This is a genomic window from Nonomuraea sp. JJY05 (assembly GCF_043496855.1).
Lineage (GTDB): Bacteria > Actinomycetota > Actinomycetes > Streptosporangiales > Streptosporangiaceae > Nonomuraea.
Window position 1 is genome coordinate 84,250 of the sequence record NZ_JBIEIS010000037.1, and the last position, 20,051, is coordinate 104,300.

Annotated in this window: 14 protein-coding genes; 8 read left to right on the plus strand and 6 right to left on the minus strand. The window is 71.9% G+C overall.

The features are described 5' to 3' along the window. Nucleotides 1-257: 257 nt before the first annotated feature. Nucleotides 258-1,892, minus strand: a complete 1,635-nt coding sequence (locus ACFKCF_RS43540; RefSeq protein WP_394501240.1) for an asparagine synthetase B family protein — start codon at nt 1,890-1,892, stop codon at nt 258-260. A 72-nt stretch (nt 1,893-1,964) separates the two neighbouring features. Between ACFKCF_RS43540 and ACFKCF_RS43545 the strand changes: the two genes are divergently transcribed. The 4 genes from ACFKCF_RS43545 to ACFKCF_RS43560 all read left to right on the plus strand — a co-directional run bounded on the left by ACFKCF_RS43545 (nt 1,965) and on the right by ACFKCF_RS43560 (nt 7,261). Then, nucleotides 1,965-3,809 carry a hypothetical protein gene (locus ACFKCF_RS43545; protein ID WP_394501241.1) on the plus strand — a complete coding sequence of 615 codons (1,845 nt, stop codon included), beginning with the start codon at nt 1,965-1,967 and terminating at the stop codon, nt 3,807-3,809. Between the two features lie 23 nt (nt 3,810-3,832). After that, nucleotides 3,833-4,468 (plus strand): anticodon-binding protein, encoded by a 636-nt coding sequence (locus ACFKCF_RS43550; RefSeq protein ID WP_394501242.1) that lies wholly within the window; start codon nt 3,833-3,835, stop codon nt 4,466-4,468. Between the two features lie 124 nt (nt 4,469-4,592). Next, nucleotides 4,593-5,975 carry a diaminopimelate decarboxylase gene (gene lysA, locus ACFKCF_RS43555; RefSeq protein WP_394501243.1) on the plus strand — a complete coding sequence of 461 codons (1,383 nt, stop codon included), beginning with the start codon at nt 4,593-4,595 and terminating at the stop codon, nt 5,973-5,975. Next, a complete protein-coding gene (locus tag ACFKCF_RS43560) occupies nt 5,972-7,261 on the plus strand; it encodes a homoserine dehydrogenase (protein WP_394501244.1) in 1,290 nt (429 codons plus the stop codon). The genes lysA and ACFKCF_RS43560 overlap by 4 nt, the downstream gene beginning before the upstream one ends. Here the strand turns inward: ACFKCF_RS43560 and ACFKCF_RS43565 are convergent. Genes ACFKCF_RS43565 through ACFKCF_RS43580 form a run of 4 tightly spaced genes read right to left on the minus strand, consistent with a single transcriptional unit; the run spans nt 7,258 to nt 12,891 of the window. Beyond that, complete coding sequence (locus ACFKCF_RS43565; RefSeq protein WP_394501245.1) at nt 7,258-8,949, minus strand: glycosyltransferase; 1,692 nt, start codon at nt 8,947-8,949, stop codon at nt 7,258-7,260. The two genes, ACFKCF_RS43560 and ACFKCF_RS43565, sit on opposite strands and share 4 nt — an antisense overlap. Next, nucleotides 8,946-10,961, minus strand: a complete 2,016-nt coding sequence (locus ACFKCF_RS43570) for a glycosyltransferase (RefSeq protein ID WP_394501246.1) — start codon at nt 10,959-10,961, stop codon at nt 8,946-8,948. The genes ACFKCF_RS43565 and ACFKCF_RS43570 overlap by 4 nt, the downstream gene beginning before the upstream one ends. Next, nucleotides 10,958-12,457, minus strand: coding sequence for a glycosyltransferase (locus ACFKCF_RS43575; RefSeq protein WP_394501247.1), 1,500 nt, complete (start codon nt 12,455-12,457; stop codon nt 10,958-10,960). The genes ACFKCF_RS43570 and ACFKCF_RS43575 overlap by 4 nt, the downstream gene beginning before the upstream one ends. Next, nucleotides 12,454-12,891 carry a hypothetical protein gene (locus tag ACFKCF_RS43580; RefSeq protein WP_394501248.1) on the minus strand — a complete coding sequence of 146 codons (438 nt, stop codon included), beginning with the start codon at nt 12,889-12,891 and terminating at the stop codon, nt 12,454-12,456. The genes ACFKCF_RS43575 and ACFKCF_RS43580 overlap by 4 nt, the downstream gene beginning before the upstream one ends. Before the next feature lie 223 nt (nt 12,892-13,114). On the opposite strand from ACFKCF_RS43580, the gene ACFKCF_RS43585 reads away from it, so the two are divergent. Further along, nucleotides 13,115-14,224, plus strand: coding sequence for a glycosyltransferase family 2 protein (locus ACFKCF_RS43585; RefSeq protein ID WP_394501249.1), 1,110 nt, complete (start codon nt 13,115-13,117; stop codon nt 14,222-14,224). After that, nucleotides 14,221-15,867 carry a glycosyltransferase gene (locus ACFKCF_RS43590; protein ID WP_394501250.1) on the plus strand — a complete coding sequence of 549 codons (1,647 nt, stop codon included), beginning with the start codon at nt 14,221-14,223 and terminating at the stop codon, nt 15,865-15,867. The genes ACFKCF_RS43585 and ACFKCF_RS43590 overlap by 4 nt, the downstream gene beginning before the upstream one ends. Before the next feature lie 96 nt (nt 15,868-15,963). Here the strand turns inward: ACFKCF_RS43590 and ACFKCF_RS43595 are convergent, their stop codons facing one another. Continuing rightward, nucleotides 15,964-17,463: a glycosyltransferase gene (locus ACFKCF_RS43595; protein ID WP_394501251.1), complete on the minus strand. Its 1,500-nt coding sequence runs from the start codon at nt 17,461-17,463 to the stop codon at nt 15,964-15,966. A 158-nt stretch (nt 17,464-17,621) separates the two neighbouring features. Between ACFKCF_RS43595 and thrC the strand changes: the two genes are divergently transcribed. Both thrC and thrB read left to right on the plus strand, forming a co-directional pair. After that, a complete protein-coding gene (thrC, locus tag ACFKCF_RS43600; protein ID WP_394501252.1) occupies nt 17,622-18,680 on the plus strand; it encodes a threonine synthase in 1,059 nt (352 codons plus the stop codon). Nucleotides 18,681-18,692: 12 nt separating this feature from the next. Then, the gene (gene thrB, locus ACFKCF_RS43605; RefSeq protein ID WP_394501253.1) at nt 18,693-19,619 is read left to right on the plus strand and encodes a homoserine kinase; all 927 of its coding nucleotides are present in this window, start codon (nt 18,693-18,695) and stop codon (nt 19,617-19,619) included. Nucleotides 19,620-20,051: the final 432 nt, after the last annotated feature.

Here is a 20,051-nt window from a genome sequence, read left to right on the forward strand (position 1 = left end):
CTCACAGGAAGAGATGTGGGCAGGACGAAGTCACCGGTTGCCCCGGCGTTGTTATCTGGTGACCGCGCCGCGTGGAGTCGTCATCCCTGCGAACTCCACTGCCCTAGAACGAGACCGGATTTGTGATCTGGTGCCCGTTTGTGCGGCGCTTACGGGCCGAACACTACCAGCCCGTTGGCTTTCCGGAACCCGCTTCTGCTGTGCGAGGGTTAATACCCGCGAGATCCGTACGTAATCGCCCTGTTACCGAGAGTTCACTAAAAAGGTGGCGCGAGGTCCGAGAGGTCGTTCTCGAAGTCGCTCAGCCATAGCCCGAAGAGCACCAACCCCCGCACCCAGAAACGATCGTTCCAGCCGTTGAACCTGGTCAAAGCGTCGGGACCGCCCGAGACCACCTCGTGCAGCTCGTCCGACAGCAGCCCCGGCACCCTCCTCACCACAGTCTCCAGCATGCGGTGCGAATAATTTCGGGCGGGGGCGGCCGTGGAACGCAGCGGCACCCTTTGGAGGGGCTGCTTGACCACATTCGTCGAGGGGAGTGCGGCCACCCGTGGATTGGCCGCATGGAGCACTTCGCGGTAGAAACGGCCCTTGTCCTTGCGGGCCACGCCGACCGACAACGCGGCGTCGAAGAAGCGCGGGTCGATGAACGGCGCCGCGAACGACGCCTCGGGCCCCACCAGGTTGACCGCGGAGCGCGCGATGCCGCGCACGGTCCTGGTGTGCAGCACCGACAGCGGCAGCTCGGCGCGGTGCCCGTGGAGCATGGAGGTGGCGGCCAGGAACTGCTCGCGCACGGTCTCCTCCATCCACTGGGCGGCGGCCTTGGACAGGAACGGCTGCGAGGGCGCCCCCAGCGACAGCGAGCCGAGCACGGCCGCCGATCGCTCGGCCTGCGTCGTGGCCTCCAGCGCGGCCCCGCTGACCATGAAGTTCTTCAGCAGCGGCCCGCCGGCCAGGCCGTCGACCAGGATCCGGCCCGCCTGGTGCACCTCCTTGGCGAACGGCGCGTACCAGGCGTGGTGCGGCGTCAGGTATTCGAGCCTGCGGGCCACCTCGACGGCGTCGTCCGGGTAGTCGGCGGCGTCCTGGGTGATCACCCGGTGGGGGATGCCCAGCTCCCTGGTGATCGACCTGGCGAACGCGATGTCGGTGTCGGTGCCGTCGTCGGGGCTGGTCGTCCACGACTCGACGTCCATCCCGCGGGCCTTGGCCACGCTGGCCAGCAGCCGCGAGTCGTAGCCGCCGCTGACCGGCACGAGCAGCTTGCGGCCCTCGTAGTCCCGGTAGACCTCGTCCAGCAGCTCGACGATCTCGCGCGGGCTGATCCACGACTCGTGCGGCTCCGAACGCAGCCAGCGCGGCAGCCTGCGCTCGGTCGCGAGCCTGCCGTGCCGCCACACCAGGGCGCTGGAGCCGGGCAGCCGCTTGACGTCCGCGTACGGCGTCGCCTCGCCCAGCGGGAACGTCACCTGGAGGATCGACGCCCACGCCGACCAGTCGATCTCGACCTGCACCAGGCTGAGCAGCGGCTGGATCTGCGACGAGAAGTAGACCGCCTCGCCGAGGCGCACGTAGTAGACGTCCACGAGGCCCAGGGCGCCCGTGTGGAGCGTGACACTGTCGCCGTCGCCGATCAGCCCGGGGGTCTCGAACGTCTCCGCGACCGTCATCCAGTCGTCGTCCCCGGAGGGCTTGCGCTCGCCCCAGGAGAACGCGTACGAGTGCCCCAGGCGGTGGTAGGGCGGCAGCGGCGCCGAGCTGAACAGCGCCGCGTCGGACGACTGGAGCGCGGGCAGGAGCCTCGGGCCCGCCGCGGTCAGTTTGCCGAGTATGGCGGAGTCGATCCGGCCGAGAGCGCCGCAGACGTAGGGCCGCACGTTGAACTGCACCGGATCTCATCCCTTCGAGACGCTTCAGGCAAAAAGAGTATCCTTTGCCGGGCTGAGGGAGCGGAGGGTCAATTGTCGACGGAGCTTGAGAGCACGCGGCGGGCGTTGCGGGATGCTGTCGCGCAGGCCGAGCGCGCTGCCGAGCTGGCCAGGCTGCTGGATGCCGCAGAGGCCAAGCTGGCCGCGGCCGAGCAGAGCGCCGGGGAGGCCAGGTCGCTGGCCGAGCGGCTGAGCGAGGTCGAGGAACGGCTGGAGGCCGAGCAGGCGGCCGCCGACAAGCTGCGCAAGGAGCTGGCCGAGCAGCGCTTCCAGGCCGAGGTGGCCAACTGGAAGCTGTCCTCGATCAAGGTCGCCCGCTGGAACCGCCTCGGTGACGCGATCAAGAGCGGCAAGAGCAACCCGGTCCGGCTGGCCAAGGGGCTCAGGGGCGCGGCCAAGCCCGTCAAGCGGCCCATCGCGCCCAAGCGCAAGCCCCCGGCGGCCGCCAAGGCCAAGGACGAGCGTCCCGGGGCGGCGTACCAGGCCACCAGCACGACCAGGACGCTCGGGGGCGCCTCCTTCAAGCTCAAGCCCTTCCGGGTGCCGACGGGACCCAACACCAGGCCGCACCTGACGGCCGCGGTCATCGCCGACCCGCACGCCGAGGCGCTGCTGCGGTACGAGTGGCGGCAGACGACCGGCTTCACGCCGCGCGACTTCGCCAGGGTGCTCCCGCTGGAGGTGCCCCACCTGCTGGTGGTCGAGTCCGTCACGCAGGGGCCGTGGGCCGAGGAGATCACCGGCGAGCCGGGCGAGGGGCTGAAGACGCTGCTGGCCTGGTGCGCCGAGCGCGGCATCCGCACGGTCTTCTGGCACACGCAGGGCGACGTGGCCGCGTACGCGGCGGCGGCCGAGCTGTTCGAGCACCGGTTCACGACCGATCTGACGGTGGCCTGGCCGCGGCTGCAGTTCGGGGTGCAGCCGCGGGTGCACAACCCGCTGCCGCTCTCCGGCGGGCGCATCGACCGGGTCCTCACGCTGGACCAGCTCCTGCCCGGGCACCTGACCTACCCCGACGTGCTGACTTCCTACCGCTGGGCGGCCGCGGTGGACTGCCCGCCGGGCACGCCCCAGTGGCGGCTGGCCGAGCTCGCCGCCTGCGGCACGCCCATCGGCACCGAGGCCGACACGCGGCGGGCGCACGTGGCGCTGCGGCGGGCGTACCAGATGGGCACGATGACCGAGCGGGTCGACGAGCTCCTCGACGCGATCGGCCTGCCCAGCGCCCGCGCCACGCTCAACACCTCGGTGCTGCTGCCGATCATGGACCCGTACCTGATGGAGCACGCGCTGGCGCAGGTCGCCAAGCAGTCGGGGGTCGACCAGCTCATCGTCATCGGGCCGCCGGAGTCGGAGCTGCGGGCCCGCGACGTGCTGCCGGACGTGGAGATCGTCTACCGCCGCCCGCACCCGGCGATGACCGAGGGCGCGATGCTCGACGCCGGCATCGACCTGTGCGAGGCCGACCTGGTGGCGGTCATGGACCCGCGCGACGTGTACGGCCCGCACTACCTGTCGGACCTGCGGCGGGCGTTCCTCTTCAGCACCGCCGACATCGTCGGCAAGGCGGCCTTCTACGCCCACCTCCGCAAGCCGCAGGCCACGCTGCTCAAGCAGCCCGAGGCCGAGTACACCTACCTCCCGGAGATCGCCGGGGCGACCCTCCTGGCCCGCCGCAACACCCTCCGGGAGATCGGCTTCGCGGACCTTACGGACGGGTGGGACGAGGTGCTCATGCGGCAGTGCCGGACGGACGGGATCAAGGTGTTCTCCGCCGACCGGTTCGGCTACGTGCGGGTGCGCGACGAGGACCGCTGGCTGCTCGGGGCGGCCCACCTGGTCGAGTACGGCTCCGCCGAGCCGCATGCGCTCATCTGAGCCCCAGGGCTAGGGTTTCGGCCATGACGCCTCCAGAACTGGCCGAGGAGCTGGCCGAGGTGCTGGGGGAGCCGCCGGCGCCCGAGGGGACGTGGGAGGAGGAGGCCGTCTACGTCTCCGCCGCGGCGCTGCGCCGGAAGATCCCCGCCGAGCCGCTCGCCCGGCGGGTGCGGGAGCTGGCCGGGGTGTCCCTGGTGGAGGTCCGGCGGGACGGGTTCCTGCGGATCGTGGTCAGCGAGCCGGGGGAGCTGGTGGCAGGCGTCGGGCCGCTCGACATCCCTGAGCCTCCGTGGCCGGACTTCCCGCGGACCTGGGACAACCCCGGGTTCGTGGTGCGATACGGGCACGCGCGGGCCCACGCAGTGCTCCGGTGGGCCCGCGAGCTGGGGGTGCCGTCCGGGGGGTTCAGGGGGGAGCTGCTCGACGGCCCGTACGACCGGCGGGTGCTGCGGGTGCTGGCCGAGCTGCCCGGGCGGACGGTGAGCAGGGAGCCGGGGTGGGAGACGTACCTGGTGCGGCTGGCGCTGGCCTATCACGACGCGTATGAGCACGCGCCCGCCGTACCGGTGGGCGACGAGGCGCCGGGGCCGGTGCACACGGCGCGGGTGCGGCTGGCCGAGGCTGTGACTGGTGTGCTACCTGGGCCGGAACGAATGTAGCGGGTCGCAAAATATTCGGCCAAACGGCGAAAAATCGTAAAAATATCCCTTCTGGAGCTTGATCGCGTCTCGATACGTGGGCAGAGGGTCATGGCTCAGTTGCGGTTCCGATAGCCTCGATCAGGTGAGTCGATTCGTCCATCCAGCCGGGGACCGGCACGCCGAGATGCTGCCCCACGAGCGCCCTCCGCTGGCGCCCGCCGACCTCAACCGGATCAACCCAGCGATCTGGCCGCGAACGTCGACCCGGACCGATGGCACGCTCACTGTCGGCGGCGTCGACGTGCGCGAGCTGGCTCGCGAGCACGGCACGCCGCTCTACGTCCTCGACGAGGACGACGTGCGCTCGCGCATGCGCGACTACGCCACGGCCTTCGCCGGCTCCGACGTCCACTACGCCGGCAAGGCGTTCCTGTGCAAGGAGATCGTGCGCTGGCTCCACGACGAGGGCCTCGGGCTCGACGTGGCCAGCGGCGGCGAGCTGGCGGTGGCGCTCAGCGTCGGGTTCCCGCCCGAGCGCATCACGATGCACGGCAACAACAAGTCCGTCGCCGAGCTGACCAGGGCGCTGGAGGTCGGGGTCGGCCACATCGTGGTCGACTCGTACGAGGAGATCGCCAGGCTCGGCCACCTCGCCCAGCGGCTGGGCAAGCGGCCCAAGGTGATGATCCGGGTGACCACCGGGGTCGAGGCCCACACGCACGAGTTCATCGCGACGGCGCACGACGACCAGAAGTTCGGGCTGTCGCTCAACACCGGCGCGGCCGCGGAGGCCGTACGCCGGATCCTCGCCCTGCCGCAGCTCGAGCTCGTCGGGCTCCACTCGCACATCGGCTCCCAGATCGTCGACACGGCCGGGTTCGAGGTGGCGGCCAGGCGTCTGGCCGCGCTGCTCGTGCAGATCAAGGACGAGCACGGCGTCGTGCTGCCCGAGCTCGACCTGGGCGGCGGCTACGGCATCGCCTACGTCGAGGGCGACGAGGCGCCCGACATCAAGGAGCTGGCCGACGGGCTGCGCGAGATCGTCACCAAGGTGTGCACGGACGCGGGCCTGCCCGTGCCCAGGCTGACCGTGGAGCCGGGGCGCACCGTCGTCGGGCCCGGCGGCATCACCCTCTACTCGGTCGGCACGGTCAAGGACGTCGAGGGCCTGCGCACGTACGTGAGCATCGACGGCGGCATGAGCGACAACGTGCGCACCGCGCTCTACGGCGCCGAATACACCGCGGCGCTGGTCAGCCGCGAGAGCAGCGCCGAGCCCATGCTCAGCCGCCTGGTCGGCAAGCACTGCGAGAGCGGCGACATCATCGTGCGCGACTTCCACCTGCCCGCGGACCTCGCCCCCGGCGACCTGATCGCGGTGGCGGCCACCGGCGCCTACTGCCGGTCGCTGGCCAGCAACTACAACTACCTGCCCAGGCCCGCCGTGGTCGCCGTCTCCGGCGGCAAGTCGCGCGTGATCGTGCAGGGCGAGACCGAGGACGACCTGTTGAGGGGGCAGCTGTGAAACCGCTGAAAGTGGCGCTGCTGGGCTGCGGCGTCGTCGGCTCGCAGGTCATCAGGCTCATGCACGAGCAGGCCGCCGACCTGGCCGCGCGCATCGGCGCCCCGCTGGAGCTGGCCGGGGTCGCCGTGCGCCGGCTCGGACGCAAGCGCGACGTCGAGGTGGACCCCTCGCTGTTCACCACCGACGCCGAGGCGCTGGTCACGCGCGACGACGTCGACATCGTCATCGAGGTCATCGGCGGCATCGAGCCGGCCCGCACGCTGATCGTCGCCGCCCTGTCCAAGGGCAAGTCCGTGGTGACCGCCAACAAGGCGCTGCTGGCCGAGGACGGCGCCGCCCTGCACGAGGCCGCCCGGCAGGGCAACGGCGACCTCTACTTCGAGGCCAGCGTGGCCGGCGCCATCCCGCTGCTGCGCCCCCTGCGCGAGTCGCTGGCGGGCGACCACGTCAAGCGCGTGCTCGGCATCGTCAACGGCACCACCAACTACATCCTCGACAAGATGGACACCACGGGCGCGTCCTTCACCGACGCCCTGGAGGAGGCCCAGACGCTCGGCTACGCCGAGGCCGACCCGACGGCCGACGTCGAGGGCTTCGACGCCGCCGCCAAGGCCGCCATCCTGGCCGGGCTCGCCTTCCACAGCCGCGTGACGGCCGCCGAGGTGCACCGCGAGGGCATCACCGAGATCACCGCCACCGACGTGGCCTCGGCCAAGGCCATGGGCTACGTCATCAAGCTGCTGGCCATCTGCGCCCGCTCCGAGGACGGCCGCTCGTTCGGGGTGCGGGTGCACCCCGCGATGATCCCGCGGTCGCACCCGCTGGCCGGGGTGCGGGAGGCGTACAACGCGGTCTTCGTGGAGGCGGAGTCGGCGGGGCAGCTCATGTTCTACGGCAAGGGGGCGGGCGGGGCGCCCACCGCCTCCGCGGTCCTCGGCGACCTGGTGGCCGTCGCCCGCAACCGCCTGGCGGGCACGCGCGGGCCGGAGGAGTCGACGTACGCGGACCTGGCGGCCCATCCCATGGGCGACACGGTCACGCGCTGCCACGTGGCGCTCGACGTGGCCGACAAGCCGGGCGTGCTGGCGCGGGTGGCGGAGCTGTTCGCCAAGCACGACGTGTCGATCCAGACCGTGCGCCAGGAGGGGCACGGCGACGACGCCCAGCTCGTCATCGTCACCCACCGCGCCACGGACGCCGCGCTGTCGGCGACCATGGAGGGGCTGCGCGAGCTGGACATCGTCCGCGCCGTGGCCAGCGTGATGCGCGTGGAGGGCGACGACTAGCCTTCTCGCGCGGGGGAGTCGTCCGGGAAGGCCAGGGAGCGGACCTTGCGGACGGCTCGCTTGAGGACCGTGCGGTTCTGGGCGCGGGCGAGGCGGACCGCCTCCCTGCGCCAGGCCTCGGCCTTCTCGCGCCAGCGCGTCGCGTCCCGGCCGTTCTTGGCCGCCTCCCGCCGCAGTTGCGCGAGCTCCGCGCGCAGGGCGGCGGTGCGCTTGCGGTAGAGGGCGATCTTCTTCTCGTGTTCGGCGGCGAGCCGGTCGAGCTCCGGGGCGGGTCTCTTGCGCGGCGGGTAGACGGCGGGGCGGCGCCTGAAGCCCCAGCTCTCCCCGTCCAGCCACTCCAGGCCGAAGAGGGCGTCGATCAGGTCGTCCCACTCGTCGTCCGGGGCGGCCACCAGCGCGGCTCTGGACCGGGCGGCCGTGCGGTCCAGCCGGGCCAGCGTGACGCCCTGCTCCGTCTCCTCCAGAGCCAGGCAGAGGGCGCCCAGGTCGTGCTGCTCCATGTGGTCCAGCAGGCGTTCCAGCGTGTCCTTCGACGGGACCCAGCCGGGCGGCAGCGAGAGCTGGAACGGGGCCGTCCCCTCCAGGGGCCTGGTCAGGTGGACGCGGGGGTCGCCGGCGAAGTTGGCCTGGATGAGGCGGAGGTCGAGGTCCGGGTCGGCGAGCGGGGAGCGGCGTTCGGCGGTCAGGGACTCCCAGGGGCCGGGGACGGTGACTCTGACGTCCGGGATCGTGCCGGCCAGGAGGCCGTCCACCGTCGCCCGCACGTCCTCGTACGGGCCCGCCGGCACCGTCGCGTCCACGTACGGCACCAGCCACTGGCGGCCCGGATCCGTGCGGAGGTAGCGGCGGTAGGGGACCAGGTCGGCGACGAAGGGGTCGTTGTAGCGCTTCAGCGCCGCGAATTCGCGCATCGCCGTCGGCAGCCCGATGTGCCAGGCACGCGACTCCGGGTCCGGGACGAACACCGCGCCCGCCTGGGTGAGCCGGTAGCCCAGCTCGGTGTCCTCGGCCAGCACCAGGGACGTGTCCAGACCGCCGATCGAGCGCAGCAGCTCGGCCGGGTACGAAGCCGTGGCGCCCACGTGGATGCGGGTGGCCAGGGAGCTGGGAGCGGTACGCAGGCCGTCGTGGCCGTCGATGATCTGCTCGGCCCAGTCGTGGCGGTGCGGTGACAGCGGGAAGAGCTCGCCCTCCTCGTCCGACTCCAGCGCCTGGCGTACCCGCTCCTGCGTCGGGAGGTCGGTGGCGGCGGTGAAGTCGATCCAGCCCAGGGCCACCACGTACGGGGCCAGGTGGTGCCAGCGCAGCTGGGCCTCCACGTGGTGCCGGTGCGGGACCATGTCGGCGTCCAGGACGAAGACGACCTCGCCGGTCGCGATGTCCACGCCCGCCTGAACGGCCCAGGCCCGTCCCCAGCCGCCCGGCGGGCTGGAGATCAGCTTGGTCCTGGCCGGGACGAGCTCCGGGAGGTGGATCGGGGTGTCGCTGCCGTCGTCCACGACGATGACGTCCAGCAGGTGCTCGGGGTAGCTCTGGGCGGACAGGGCCGCCAGGGTGAGGTCCAGGGTCTCCTGGCGGTCGTGGGCCGGGATGACGACGGTGACGGTCAGCGTGGGCTCCCAGGCGCCCAGGGCGGGAGGCGCGAGCACGCCGAAGTCGTTGCCGCGGATGCGGGGGATGCCGGTCATGCGAAGGAGCTCTCGTCCAGGGCCATGAGGGCGTTCGGGCGGAAGCCGCGCCACTGCTGCCTGTTGCGCTGCAGGAACGTCCCGATGGGCTCCTGCCACGTGTGGTTGGCGGCCGGGCCCCTGCGCAGGATGTAGCCGAGCCCGTGCGTACGGTAGATCTGGCCGCCCGCCGCCTGCAGCGCCTCCTGGAACTGGGTGTCCACCGAGCGCCGCAACGGCCGGAACCCGCCCACCGCCTGGAAGGCCGAGCGCTCCACCAGGATCGTCCCCCCGGCGACGAAGCTGGTGATCTGCTCGGTGACCTGCCTGCGGTGCACGGTGACGTCGATGGACGTCAGGTACACGAACTCCGGCACCGTGCCCACCACCTGGGCGCCCGAGTACGAGTGCGCCAGCAGCAGGTCGGACAGGAAGTCGGGGCCGTACCAGTCGTCGTCGTCCATCTTCAGCAGGAACGAGCCCGAGGCCATGGCGGCCGCGTGGTTCAGCACCTCGCCGAACACGTCCTGGCGATCAGCCTCGAACACCGTCAGCGTGCCCTCGAACGCCCCGATCGCCTTGGCCACGTCCGGGTGGCCCTTCGGGACGCCGTGCAGGGCGAGGATCACCTCGAGCTCGGCGCCTCGCTGGCGGGCGACCTGGTCGAGCGCGAACGACACCATGTCGGTGCGCCGGGTGGCCAGCAGGACCGAGGTGAGCGGGGGCGCGGGGGCGGGCGCGCCGAGCTGCTCCCACCTCGCGGCTACGCCGTGGGTACGGAGCGCGGCGCGGCGCAGGCGGATGCTGTGCTCCTCGCGCCGGAGGTCGTCCGAGAGGTCCGGGCAGCGCTCGACGAGTTCGATGATCTCGTCCCCGAGCGCGCCCGCCCAGCGCGGAACGGCCTGCGCGCGCAGCGGCACGCCGGCGGCGGCCAGGCCGGTCAGCACCCGTACGGCTGCCAGGGGGCCGCTGTGGGCATGCCGCCAGTCCACCTCGACGCCGCGGATCTGGCGGAGCCTGGCCACGTCCGCGTCGGTGACCCCGCCGGACTCGGCGAACGACGTCACGACCTTGTCGTCCAGCACCACCGACCACCGGCCGTCCCGCTCCACCAGCGAGGCCATGCCGCGGGAGGGGGTGGTGACGAAACCCTGGGGGTTCACGAGGCGTTCGTCCACCGGCGGGACCATGGAGGTCTCGCCCAGCACGTCGGGATCGGCCAGCGGCGAGTCGGCCATGCCCGGCCGTCCGAGGTGCTCCCAGGTCACCGCCCGCAGTGTCGGCCGCTCGATGGGCCTCTCGTCCCCGGCCCACTCCACAGTCTCGGCGTCGTCGATCGGCTTGCCGTCGTCGGCGTCCGGGACGGAGGACGGCGCGTCGCCCACGTCCTCCATCGACGGGTGGCCGAGGGTGCGCAGGACCACGTCGCTGCCCGGCGCGCCGACCCGCTCGGGCACCGGCCCCGTCACCTCGGCGGGGGTCGCGTTGGGGTCGCCGGGGCGCCAGGCCGCCGCCCCGACGCCCGCGATCGCCGCCGCCGGGGCCGCGATCACGTCGAGGCGGTGGCCCGCGAACGCCCGCGCCGTCGCGGTCACGGTACGGCCCGCGGGCGTGGAGGCGGAGAACCGGGCGTCGACCACCCAGACCCGGTTCCTGGGCTGGTAGACGCGCAGATCCGTCAGGGACCGCCACCGGTGCGCGGGGGTGGGGGTGGGGACCGGCGCGGGGTGGGCGGCGGGCGTGTCGAGCACGGCCACGACCACCCGCTCGGCCTGTGGCAGCAGCTTGTGCAGCGTCGCGACCCTGCGCAGGTCGGCCGGTGTCCTGGCGAGCACGAGGACCTCGCCCACCTGCTCGGCCTCGGCGGCCGGCTCCAGCAGGTCCCGATCGAGGTCCACGACGTGCCGGGCCTCGCAGGACGTTCCCGAGGAGCCCTGGCGGGCGGCGGGGGCGGCGTAGAGAGGGGCGACGTCGTCGATCCCGGCGAAGAAGACCCGCGCTCCGGGCAGCTCCGCCAGCAGCTGACGGATCATCCGGCGCTCCGCAGCTGCTTGATCAGCGAGCTCAGCCCGCCGCGCCCGGCGGGCTCGTCGGCGGGCGGCGCGGCGGACAGCCGTTCGACCTCGGCCGCGAGCCGCTCCACCTCCGCCCGCAGCTCCTTGACCTCCCGCAACCGCTCCCCGGCCAGCGCCCGCCATTTCGCGGGCTCGCCGGCCAGCGGCTCGGCCTCCTCCGCCACCGCGAAGCCGTACTCGCCCCCGCTGACCCACTCCGACCCGAACATCTCGTCCACCAGGTCGTCGGCCCGGCCCTCGTGGAGCGCCGCGCGCGAGAAGGCGGCCGTGCGCTCCAGGCGGGCGGCCACAACCCCGGAGGCGTCCTCCGACAGCGCGACGCTGACCAGGCCGAGCAGGTCGCCGTCCGCGTGGCGTACCAGCCTGGAGAGCGTGTCGGCGCCCAGCGTCCACCCGGTGGGGACGCGCAGCAGGAAGGGGGCGGGCGCGGCGGAGGCGGGTACGCTCTCCGCGAACACGACCCGGGGCTCGTGCGCGTAGAGGTTGTGCAGCAGGCGCAGGTCGAGGAGGGGGTCGTCGAGGTTGGAGCGGCGTTCGCCGGTCAGCTTGCCCCAGGGGCCGACGATGGTGACGGCCGCGTCGGCGAGGGTGCCCGCGAGGGCCGAGTCGACGGTCGCCCGCGTCCGCTCGTAGGTGGTCGCCGTCACGGCGACCTGGACGTACGGCACCCGCCAGTGACGCCGGGGATGGCTGCGCAGCCAGCGCAGGTCCGGGATGAGATCGCCCAGATAGGACCAGTTGTGCCGGTGCACCTCCTTCTCCCGCAGCATCACGGTGGAGGCCCCGACGTGCCACGCCCTGGCCTGCGGGTCGGGGACGAACACCGCCCCCGCCTGCGCCAGCCGGTATCCGAGCTCGGTGTCCTCCGCCATGTTCAGGGACGTGTCCACGCCGCCCGCCGCGCGCAGCAGATCGGCCCGCACGGACGTGGACGCGCCCGTGTGCAGCAGGTACGCGCCGGCGCCCGCGTTCTTGAGCCACCTGGTCGACTCCAAGGTCTTCCTCGTGTACTCCGACTGGACGCCCTCCTCGCCCGGCTCCTCGACGAACCGGACGTCCCCGATCACCACCGCATGGTCGATCAGGTGGTGCCAGCGCATGTGCGCCTCGATGTGGTCGTCCGCGAGGAGCATGTCGGAGTCGAGCCAGTGGATCACGTCGCCGGTGGCCGCGAGCTGCCCGGCCTGCCGGGCCGCGCCGCGTCCCCACCCGTCGGCCACCCGCACCACCCGCGCGCCCGCCACCCGCAGCGGCGGCTCGCTGCCGTCGTCCGCGACCACGATCTCCATCAGCTCGGCCGGGTACGTCTGCCGCGCCAGCGCCGGGACCGTGCGCTCCAGCGCCTCCGCGCAGTCGTAGGCCGGGATGACGACGGAGACCCGCAGCGAGGGCTCCCACGCCCCCACCGCCGGCGGGGTCAGCGTCCCGTAGTCGTTGTGCCGGACCCGCGTCATACGGAGTCCCTGGCCAGCGCGCGAACCTCCGCGCGCAGCTCCTCCACCTCTCGCGCCCGCGCCATGGCGTTGACCCGGTCCTCCCCGAGCGAGGCGAGGATGGCGCCGAGGTCGTCGGCCCGCCGCGCGGCGGAGTCCTCGACGGCCTGCACCAGCAGGTCCAGCCTGGTCTCGATGTTCTTGAGTGCGGTGGTGGTCCTCGCCAGCTCGGCCTCGTGCTTCTTGATCCGCAGATCGATGCGGTGCGCCTTGCCGTCGAGGCGGCGCACGGTGAGCACGAGGAAGGCGAGGCCAGCCAGGGTGACCAGGAAGGCCACCGTGACCGCTGCCGCGCCGACGGTGATCAGGCCGGCGAGGACGAGCAGGGCGAGCACGCCGGCGGTGAGAGCTGCGAGGAGTGCGGCGGTCGCTGCCAGTCGGCGGGGCGAGAGCATCCGCGCATACCTTTCGTTTGGAACATCAGGGGGCGTCGAGGACACCACGGGATTATTGACACCTTAATAAACACCCGCCCCTACCGTGCCATAGCTTCCTGGAGGAAAACTGAGAATCACCTCCACTCCACCTGCGGCGTAGGGCATGCCGAATGTGGTGGCCGCGTCTACCCGTCAGTAAAACGGGCGTAAGGTAGGCGCCGACCAAGTCCCAAGGAGGCCCATGTCCATCACCCCTTGTGGCTTCGCGCGTACGCCGGAGAAGGGGCTGGCCCGCCTGCACTGGACGCACGACGGCTGGGCGGTGGAGGGGCGGCGCCCCGACGTGCCCGCGCTGCGCCCGCTGCGCGGTCTGGAGATCGAGTGGCCCGCCGCCGAGGTGCCCGTGGAGGGATTGCTGCGGCTGGCCGCCGCCGGGGTCCCGCTGACCGCCGACCGCGCCGCGCCCTGGGTGCCCGGCGACCTCGCCACGCTGCTCACCGACCGCGACTGGCTCGGCCACGCGGCCGACGGGACCGCGCGCTCGCTGGCCGACCTGCGGCGGGAGGAGCACAGCGTACGTCTGCGCCGCCTGGCGCACCGCGCCTCCAAGCCCTCGGTCAGCCCCTCGGTCAGCCCCTCGGTCAGCCCCTCGGTCAGCATCGTCATGTCGAGCAAGCGGCCGGGGATGGTGGGGGCGGCGCTGGCCCAGATGGGCAGGCAGCGGGACGTCGAGGCCGAGGTGCTGCTCGGGCTGCACGGGGTGAGCTTCGAGGAGGTGCGGGAGGCGGTCGAGTCGTGTTCGCTGCCCGTGAAATGGATCGAGGTCGCGCAGGACGTCCCGTTCGGAGAGGTGCTCAACCGGGTAGCGGCCCTGGCACACGGCGACTACCTGGCGAAATGGGATGACGACGACTGGTACGGGCCGCGCCATCTGGGAGATCTGATCATGGCGCTGGCGTACTCGGGGGCCGACGTGGTGGGGACGACGGCCGAGTTCTTCTACCTGGAGCCGCTGCGGGCCACGGTGCGGCGGACGACTTTCGCGAGTGGCGCGGCGTATCCGAGCGAGGTGTGGGCCGATCATGTGGCGGGAGGGACGATCTTGATTTCTCGGGAGAAATTTCAGGAAATTGGGGGATTTCCTGGGCTTCCGCGGGCGGTTGATCTCGAGTTTCTCAAAGCCGCGCAAAAGGCCGGCGCGCGTGTCTACCGTACCCACGGGCTTGGCTACGTCCTGCGCCGTGGGCTCCGCGACGAGCACACCTGGCAGCTGCCCCTCGCCCACTTCCTCAAGGTGGCCGCCAACCAGTGGCGCGGCTTCCGCCCGAGCCTGCTGATGGAAGCCGCATGACCACGGGCGTCGCCGGTGCGGCCAGGGTGCGCGGCAACGACTACCGCATCCTCGAGCCCCTCGCGGAGGACCTCACCCCCGAGCTCACGGTCAGCGTGGTCATCCCGGCCTACGGCGGGCAGGACAAGCTCGACCTGGTGCTCGCCGGGCTGGCCAGGCAGACGTACCCGGCGGAGCTGACCGAGGTCATCGTCGTCGACAACGGCAGCGCGCCCCCGCTGCGCCTGCCCGCCGTCCGCCCCGAGCGGACACGGCTGATCGTCTGCGCGGAGCCGGGCCGGGCCAGCGCCCGCAACGCCGGGCTGGCCGAGGCGACCGGCGACGTGATCCACTGGCTCGACTCCGACGTGGTGCTCACCCCGGGCGCGATCGAGGCCCACATGCGCTGGCACCACGCCGCCCCCTACCTGGTCGTCACCGGCTACATCCGCTTCACCGACGCCGAGTTGCCTCGAGAGCTCCCCGACGACCTGGAGGGGTACTTCGAACCGGCGGCGCCGCACGCCTGGATCGTCGATCTCGTCGAGCGCACCAGCGGCCTCACCGACAATCCCCAGCGCCCGTTCAGCCTGCACGTCGGGGGCGCGACCTCGGTCAACGCCCGGCTGATCGAGACCGCCGGGCCGATGGACGACGAGCTGATCCTGGGCCAGGACACCGAGATGGGCTACCGGCTCGGCCAGGCGGGCGCCGTCTTCGTGCCGGAGCCCTCGGCCCGCGCCTACCACCTCGGGCCCACCATGCGGATGCGCGGCAAGCAGCCGATCGACCGGGTGAGCCACGCCTTCGTGGCCGACCGCATCCCGGCCTACCGGTGGCTGCGAGGGCATCCCGGGCGGCAGTGGAAGGTGCCGTACGTCACCGTGGTGGTGGACGGCACGGCGGGCTACGACTCGGTGCGCGCGACGGTGGACGCGCTGCTCGCCGGCACGTTGCCCGACCTGTCCGTGCTCGTCCTCGGGCCCTGGGACACCCTCGACCGCGACCGCCGCGCCCCCCTGAAGAACCCCGACCTCGACCTGGTGCTGGTCCAGGGCCACTATCGCCATGAAGGCCGGGTACGCCTGTCCGCCGCGGAGTCCGTCGACCCGGCCGTGCCCTTCGTGCTGCGCCTGCCGCCCGGATGGGTCCCCGGCGAGGACTCCCTGGCCCGCCTGCTCGACCTGGCCCGCGACGAGGGGCTCGGCCTGGTGAACGTGCTGCTCCAGGAGTCGTCCCAGGGGGTCGTCGCGGCCCGCCTGGAACGCGCGTCCGCCTTCGCCCGGGCCCGCATCGTGGTGGCCCCGGGGGAGGACCTGGACGACGCGGTGGACTCGGTGTCGGGCGTCACCTGGGTGGAGGCGGAGACGTACGGCTTCACGACGGAGGCGGAGCCGCTGGTGGGACGGCGGGGGGCCTACCGGGCGCGCCTGGAGGCGCAGGCCGAGGCGGCCCGGCTGGCCAAGGAGGCGGAGCGGCTGCGGGCGCAGGTGGCCAAATGGCGGGACGAGGCCGGGCGCTGGCGCAAGTCGACCGTGGAGCTGCGGCGCGAGGTCGGCACGCTGCGCCGCCAGCTGGCCGCGGCCGGCCGCGCCCAGCAGAGCCTGCGGGTCCTGGTGTCGACCACCATGAAACGCGCCTTACGCAAACGCCTGCGCGGTTGACCGACCCGCCCCTTCGCGCGTGCTCCCACCCTCGCTCGGCGCGACAGGGCGTGATGGCGCGCTCCGTGCGGTGACGTGCCCTGTGGAGCGACGGGGTCAGTTGGGGCGCAGGGCGGACTTGAGGCGGCGCAGCAGCGTGTTCTCCGACGTGTTCTCCGACCGGGGCACCGAGACCGCCGCCGGGGCCGGGGCGGGGATGGTGACCGGGGCGGGCTGCGTCGGAGCGGGAGCGGGCCAGTAGCGGTCCGGCGGCTCGTGGCGTACCCCGTGGGTGGTGGCGATGAGGTCGTCCACGTCGGCGGTCCCCGGGTCGGCGAGCAGGACGGCGCGGCCGAGGGCGGAGGTGCGCTCCAGCCGGGCGGTGCGCCCGTCGGGCAGGTCGACGATCAGCACGCCGGTGAGGTCCTTCTGCACGGACTCGATCATGCGCTCCAGCGTCGCCCGGTGCAGCGGCACGTCCACCGGCCCGCGATAGCGGAACGGCGTGGGCGCGGGCGTGGGGGCGGCCTCGTCGATCAGGCGGATGCGGTCGTCGTGCGCGAACAGGTCACGCATCAGCCGCAGCTCGAAACACGGGTCCGACAGGACGGACCGGCGCCCGGAGCCCAGCCGCGACCACGGCCCCACCAGCGTCACCACCACGTCCTGCAGTTTGCCGTCCAGCGCCGCCGCCACCGCCTGCCGCACCACCGACTCGGAGGTGTCCGTGACGTCGAGCACGATCTCCACGTACGGCACCAGCCACCGCCGCCCCCGGTCCTTACGCAGGTCCCTGCGCAGCGGGATCCGGTGCGCCAGGTACGGCTCCACGGCCCGCACGGCGCGTTCCCTGTCGCGGTGCTGCGCGGGCAGCCCCAGGTGCACGGCCTGCGCGTCCATATCCGGGACGAACACCACGCCGTGCATGGCCAGCCGGTAGGAGAACTCGGTGTCCTCGCCCCGCGCCACGTTGGGGTCGAGACCGCCGACGGCGTGGAAGACCTCCCTGGGCAGGGCGAAGGTCGGGCCTGTGCACACGTGGTACGGGTTGCGGCTCTTGCGCAGCCCGTCGGTCTTGGCGATGGTCGCCTCGGTGGAGCTGGACACGGCACTTGCCAGGTCGAACAGCTCTCCCAGGTGTTCCGCCCGGAAGACCTGGCGCGGCGTGACCGGCGGCGTGTCCACGAACTTCTTCATCCCGATCGTGACAAGGTAGTCCGTCACGTGGTGCCAGCGGGCCAGCGCCTCGATGTGCTCGCGACAGGCCACCATGTCGGCGTCGAGACGCTGGATGATCTCGCCGTCGGCGGCCTTGGCGCCGGTGTTGACGGCGTTGGAGATGCCCCAGCCGTCGCGCACCGGCACGACGCGGGTGTTGGCGGGCCGGATCTCGGGCAGCCGGAGGGGAGGCGCGCTGCCGTCGTCGACGACGAGGACCTCCATGAGATGGCCCGGGTACGTCTGCGCCGCCAGCGCCGCGAGTGTCAGGTCGAGCCGGTCCTGCCCGCCGTGAGCGGGTATCACCACGCTCACGGAAAGGGCGGGCGACCAGGTGCCGAGCTCCGGCGCCGCGATCGGTGAATAGTCGTTCTGCCTCAAAGCAGGACGCGCGTCCATGGTGGTGACCCCCTGGCCCGAGACCTTATCGGGAGATGCTGAGAATTTCCTGAATAGCGCCCCTGTCCAATGGATGTGTCCGGGAGGTGGACGCGGATCCTCGGCGGCCTGCCGCACCCCGTACACTCTGTGCCCAACACCGCAGGTAGGGAGTCATCATGAGCAGGTCGTGGCGTGGCCTCATCGAGGAATACCGCGAGCGTCTTCCTGTCACTCCGAAGACGCCTGTCATCACGCTGCTCGAAGGCGGCACGCCGCTGGTCCCCGCTAACCGCCTGTCCGCGCTGACGGGGTGCGACGTCTACCTGAAGGTCGAGGGAGCCAACCCGACGGGCAGCTTCAAGGACCGCGGCATGACCATGGCCATCAGCAAGGCGGTCGAGGAGGGGGCCAAGGCGGTCATCTGCGCCTCCACCGGCAATACCTCGGCGTCGGCGGCGGCCTACGCCGTACGCGCCGGGCTGACCTGCGCCGTGCTGGTGCCACGGGGGAAGATCGCCATGGGCAAGCTGGCCCAGGCGCTCGTGCACGGCGCCACGCTGCTGCAGGTCGAGGGGTCGTTCGACGACTGTCTCGAGATGACCCGCAAGCTGTCGTCCAGCTACCCGATTGCGCTGGTCAACTCGGTCAACCCGTTCCGGCTGCAGGGCCAGAAGACGGCGGCGTTCGAGATCGTCGACACGCTGGGTGACGCCCCGGACATCCACTGCATCCCGGTGGGCAACGCGGGCAACATCTCGGCGTACTGGATGGGCTACCAGGAGTACGCGGCCGACGGCGTGTCGACCAAGCGGCCACGCATGTTCGGCTTCCAGGCCAGCGGCGCCGCGCCGATCGTCCAGGGCGCGCCCGTCTCCCATCCGCACACGATCGCCACCGCCATCCGCATCGGCAACCCGGCCTCCTGGTCGCTGGCCACCTCGGCGCGCGACGAGTCGGGCGGCGTCATCCAGGCGGTGACCGACCGGCAGATCGCGGCGGCGTACAAGCTGCTGGCACAGGAGGAGGGCGTGTTCGTGGAGCTGGCCTCGGCCGCCAGCGTCGCGGGGCTCCTGCAGGCCCACGCGCAGGGGCTCGTCGACCCGGGCCGGCGCATCGTCTGCACGGTCACCGGCAACGGGCTGAAGGACCCCGACTGGGCGATCTCGGGCGCGCCCGCGCCCGTGGTCATCCCCATCGACGTCCACGCCGCCGCGGCGGCGCTCAACCTCGCCTGACAGGGAGTTCATGTGCGGACCGTTGAGATTCGCGTGCCCGCCACCTCGGCGAACCTGGGTCCCGGGTTCGACGCGCTCGGGCTGGCGCTGAGCCTGTACGACGACGTGGAGGCCGCGCTCACCGACGAAGCCGGGGCCCGCGTCACCGTCGAGGGCCAGGGCGAGGGCGAGCTGGATCTCGGAGAGGGCCATCTGGTCGTCAAGGCGATGCGGGCCACGTTCGACCGGATGGGGGTCGCCCAGCCCAGCGGGATCAGCCTGCACTGCCGTAACAGGATTCCGCACGCGCGCGGGCTGGGATCCTCGTCGGCGGCCCTTTGCGCGGGCATCCTGGCGGCCCGCGCTTTGGCTGAGGGCGAACAACTTTCTGAGCCCGGGCGATTTTCCGACGACGACGTTTTCGCGCTGGCCACCGAGATAGAGGGGCATCCCGACAACGTCGCCCCCTGTCTGGCCGGTGGTCTGACCGTGGCCTGGTACGACCACTCGGGGACGCCGCGTATGGTGAAACTGGTTCCTGACGAGCGCATCCGTCCGGTCGTGGTCGTTCCTACTGCCCGGCTGGCCACGGAGACCGCGCGGGGGCTGCTGCCGAAGGACGTGCCCCACAAGGACGCATCGTTCAACGCCGGCAGGGCTGCGCTGCTGATCGCGGCGCTGACCCAGCGACCGCAGCCGTGGCTGCTGCTCGCCGCCACCGAAGATCGACTCCATCAGCATTACCGCGCGCCTGCGATGCGGGAGAGCGCGAATCTGGTAGAACGTCTCCGTGCAGTGGGCGTGCCCGCGGTCGTTTCGGGAGCGGGTCCCACGGTTCTTGCGTTTTCGACATCGGATACGCAGGATTTGATCGCGCCAGAAGTGGGTAATGACTGGCACATCCAGCAAATGGACGTCGACCCGGTTGGTGCGAACGTTCAGGTTCCCGAGACACGCTGATGCCTCTTTAGACCTTCAGGGAATAGCCGTGTGCGCTGGTGATGTTAGGCTGATAGCCGCACCAGATGCCCCCTTGGTGGGTGCGTGCTTGTCAGCCACACATCGCTGCATCATGCTTCACGTCGCGAGGCGTGAGCAGCGCGGCTGTCTCCCCGGACTCTGTTGCCTCCGGTTGGCCCACACCCGGTTGGCTCGAAACGAGGCGGCGACGACGGGGATCTGCGCGTTCGAATCACATCGACATCTGGTTGGCGACAGCAATCTGAGGGGTGTCAGCCACGCGCCACGGCCCTGTGGCGGCTTGGACGAGCCCCTCCCCAAGAGTGGCGGCCGTCCACAGCGACAGCCGAAGATCGCAGAGTGCACCCCGACCCGGTCTGTCCCGCCGGATCGCAAGCACCTCCGGGACGCCCGGCAGAACGAAACCGGCGC

What these genes read in the sequence shown, in the direction of transcription:
- ACFKCF_RS43565 (WP_394501245.1), bottom strand. Translation starts at nt 8,949, where the DNA reads ATGACCGGCATCCCCCGCATCCGCGGCAACGACTTCGGCGTGCTCGCG.
- ACFKCF_RS43595 (WP_394501251.1), bottom strand. Translation starts at nt 17,463, where the DNA reads ATGGACGCGCGTCCTGCTTTGAGGCAGAACGACTATTCACCGATCGCG.
- ACFKCF_RS43585 (WP_394501249.1), top strand. Translation starts at nt 13,115, where the DNA reads ATGTCCATCACCCCTTGTGGCTTCGCGCGTACGCCGGAGAAGGGGCTG.
- ACFKCF_RS43570 (WP_394501246.1), bottom strand. Translation starts at nt 10,961, where the DNA reads ATGATCCGTCAGCTGCTGGCGGAGCTGCCCGGAGCGCGGGTCTTCTTC.
- ACFKCF_RS43590 (WP_394501250.1), top strand. Translation starts at nt 14,221, where the DNA reads ATGACCACGGGCGTCGCCGGTGCGGCCAGGGTGCGCGGCAACGACTAC.
- ACFKCF_RS43550 (WP_394501242.1), top strand. Translation starts at nt 3,833, where the DNA reads ATGACGCCTCCAGAACTGGCCGAGGAGCTGGCCGAGGTGCTGGGGGAG.
- ACFKCF_RS43575 (WP_394501247.1), bottom strand. Translation starts at nt 12,457, where the DNA reads ATGACGCGGGTCCGGCACAACGACTACGGGACGCTGACCCCGCCGGCG.
- ACFKCF_RS43580 (WP_394501248.1), bottom strand. Translation starts at nt 12,891, where the DNA reads ATGCTCTCGCCCCGCCGACTGGCAGCGACCGCCGCACTCCTCGCAGCT.
- thrC (WP_394501252.1), top strand. Translation starts at nt 17,622, where the DNA reads ATGAGCAGGTCGTGGCGTGGCCTCATCGAGGAATACCGCGAGCGTCTT.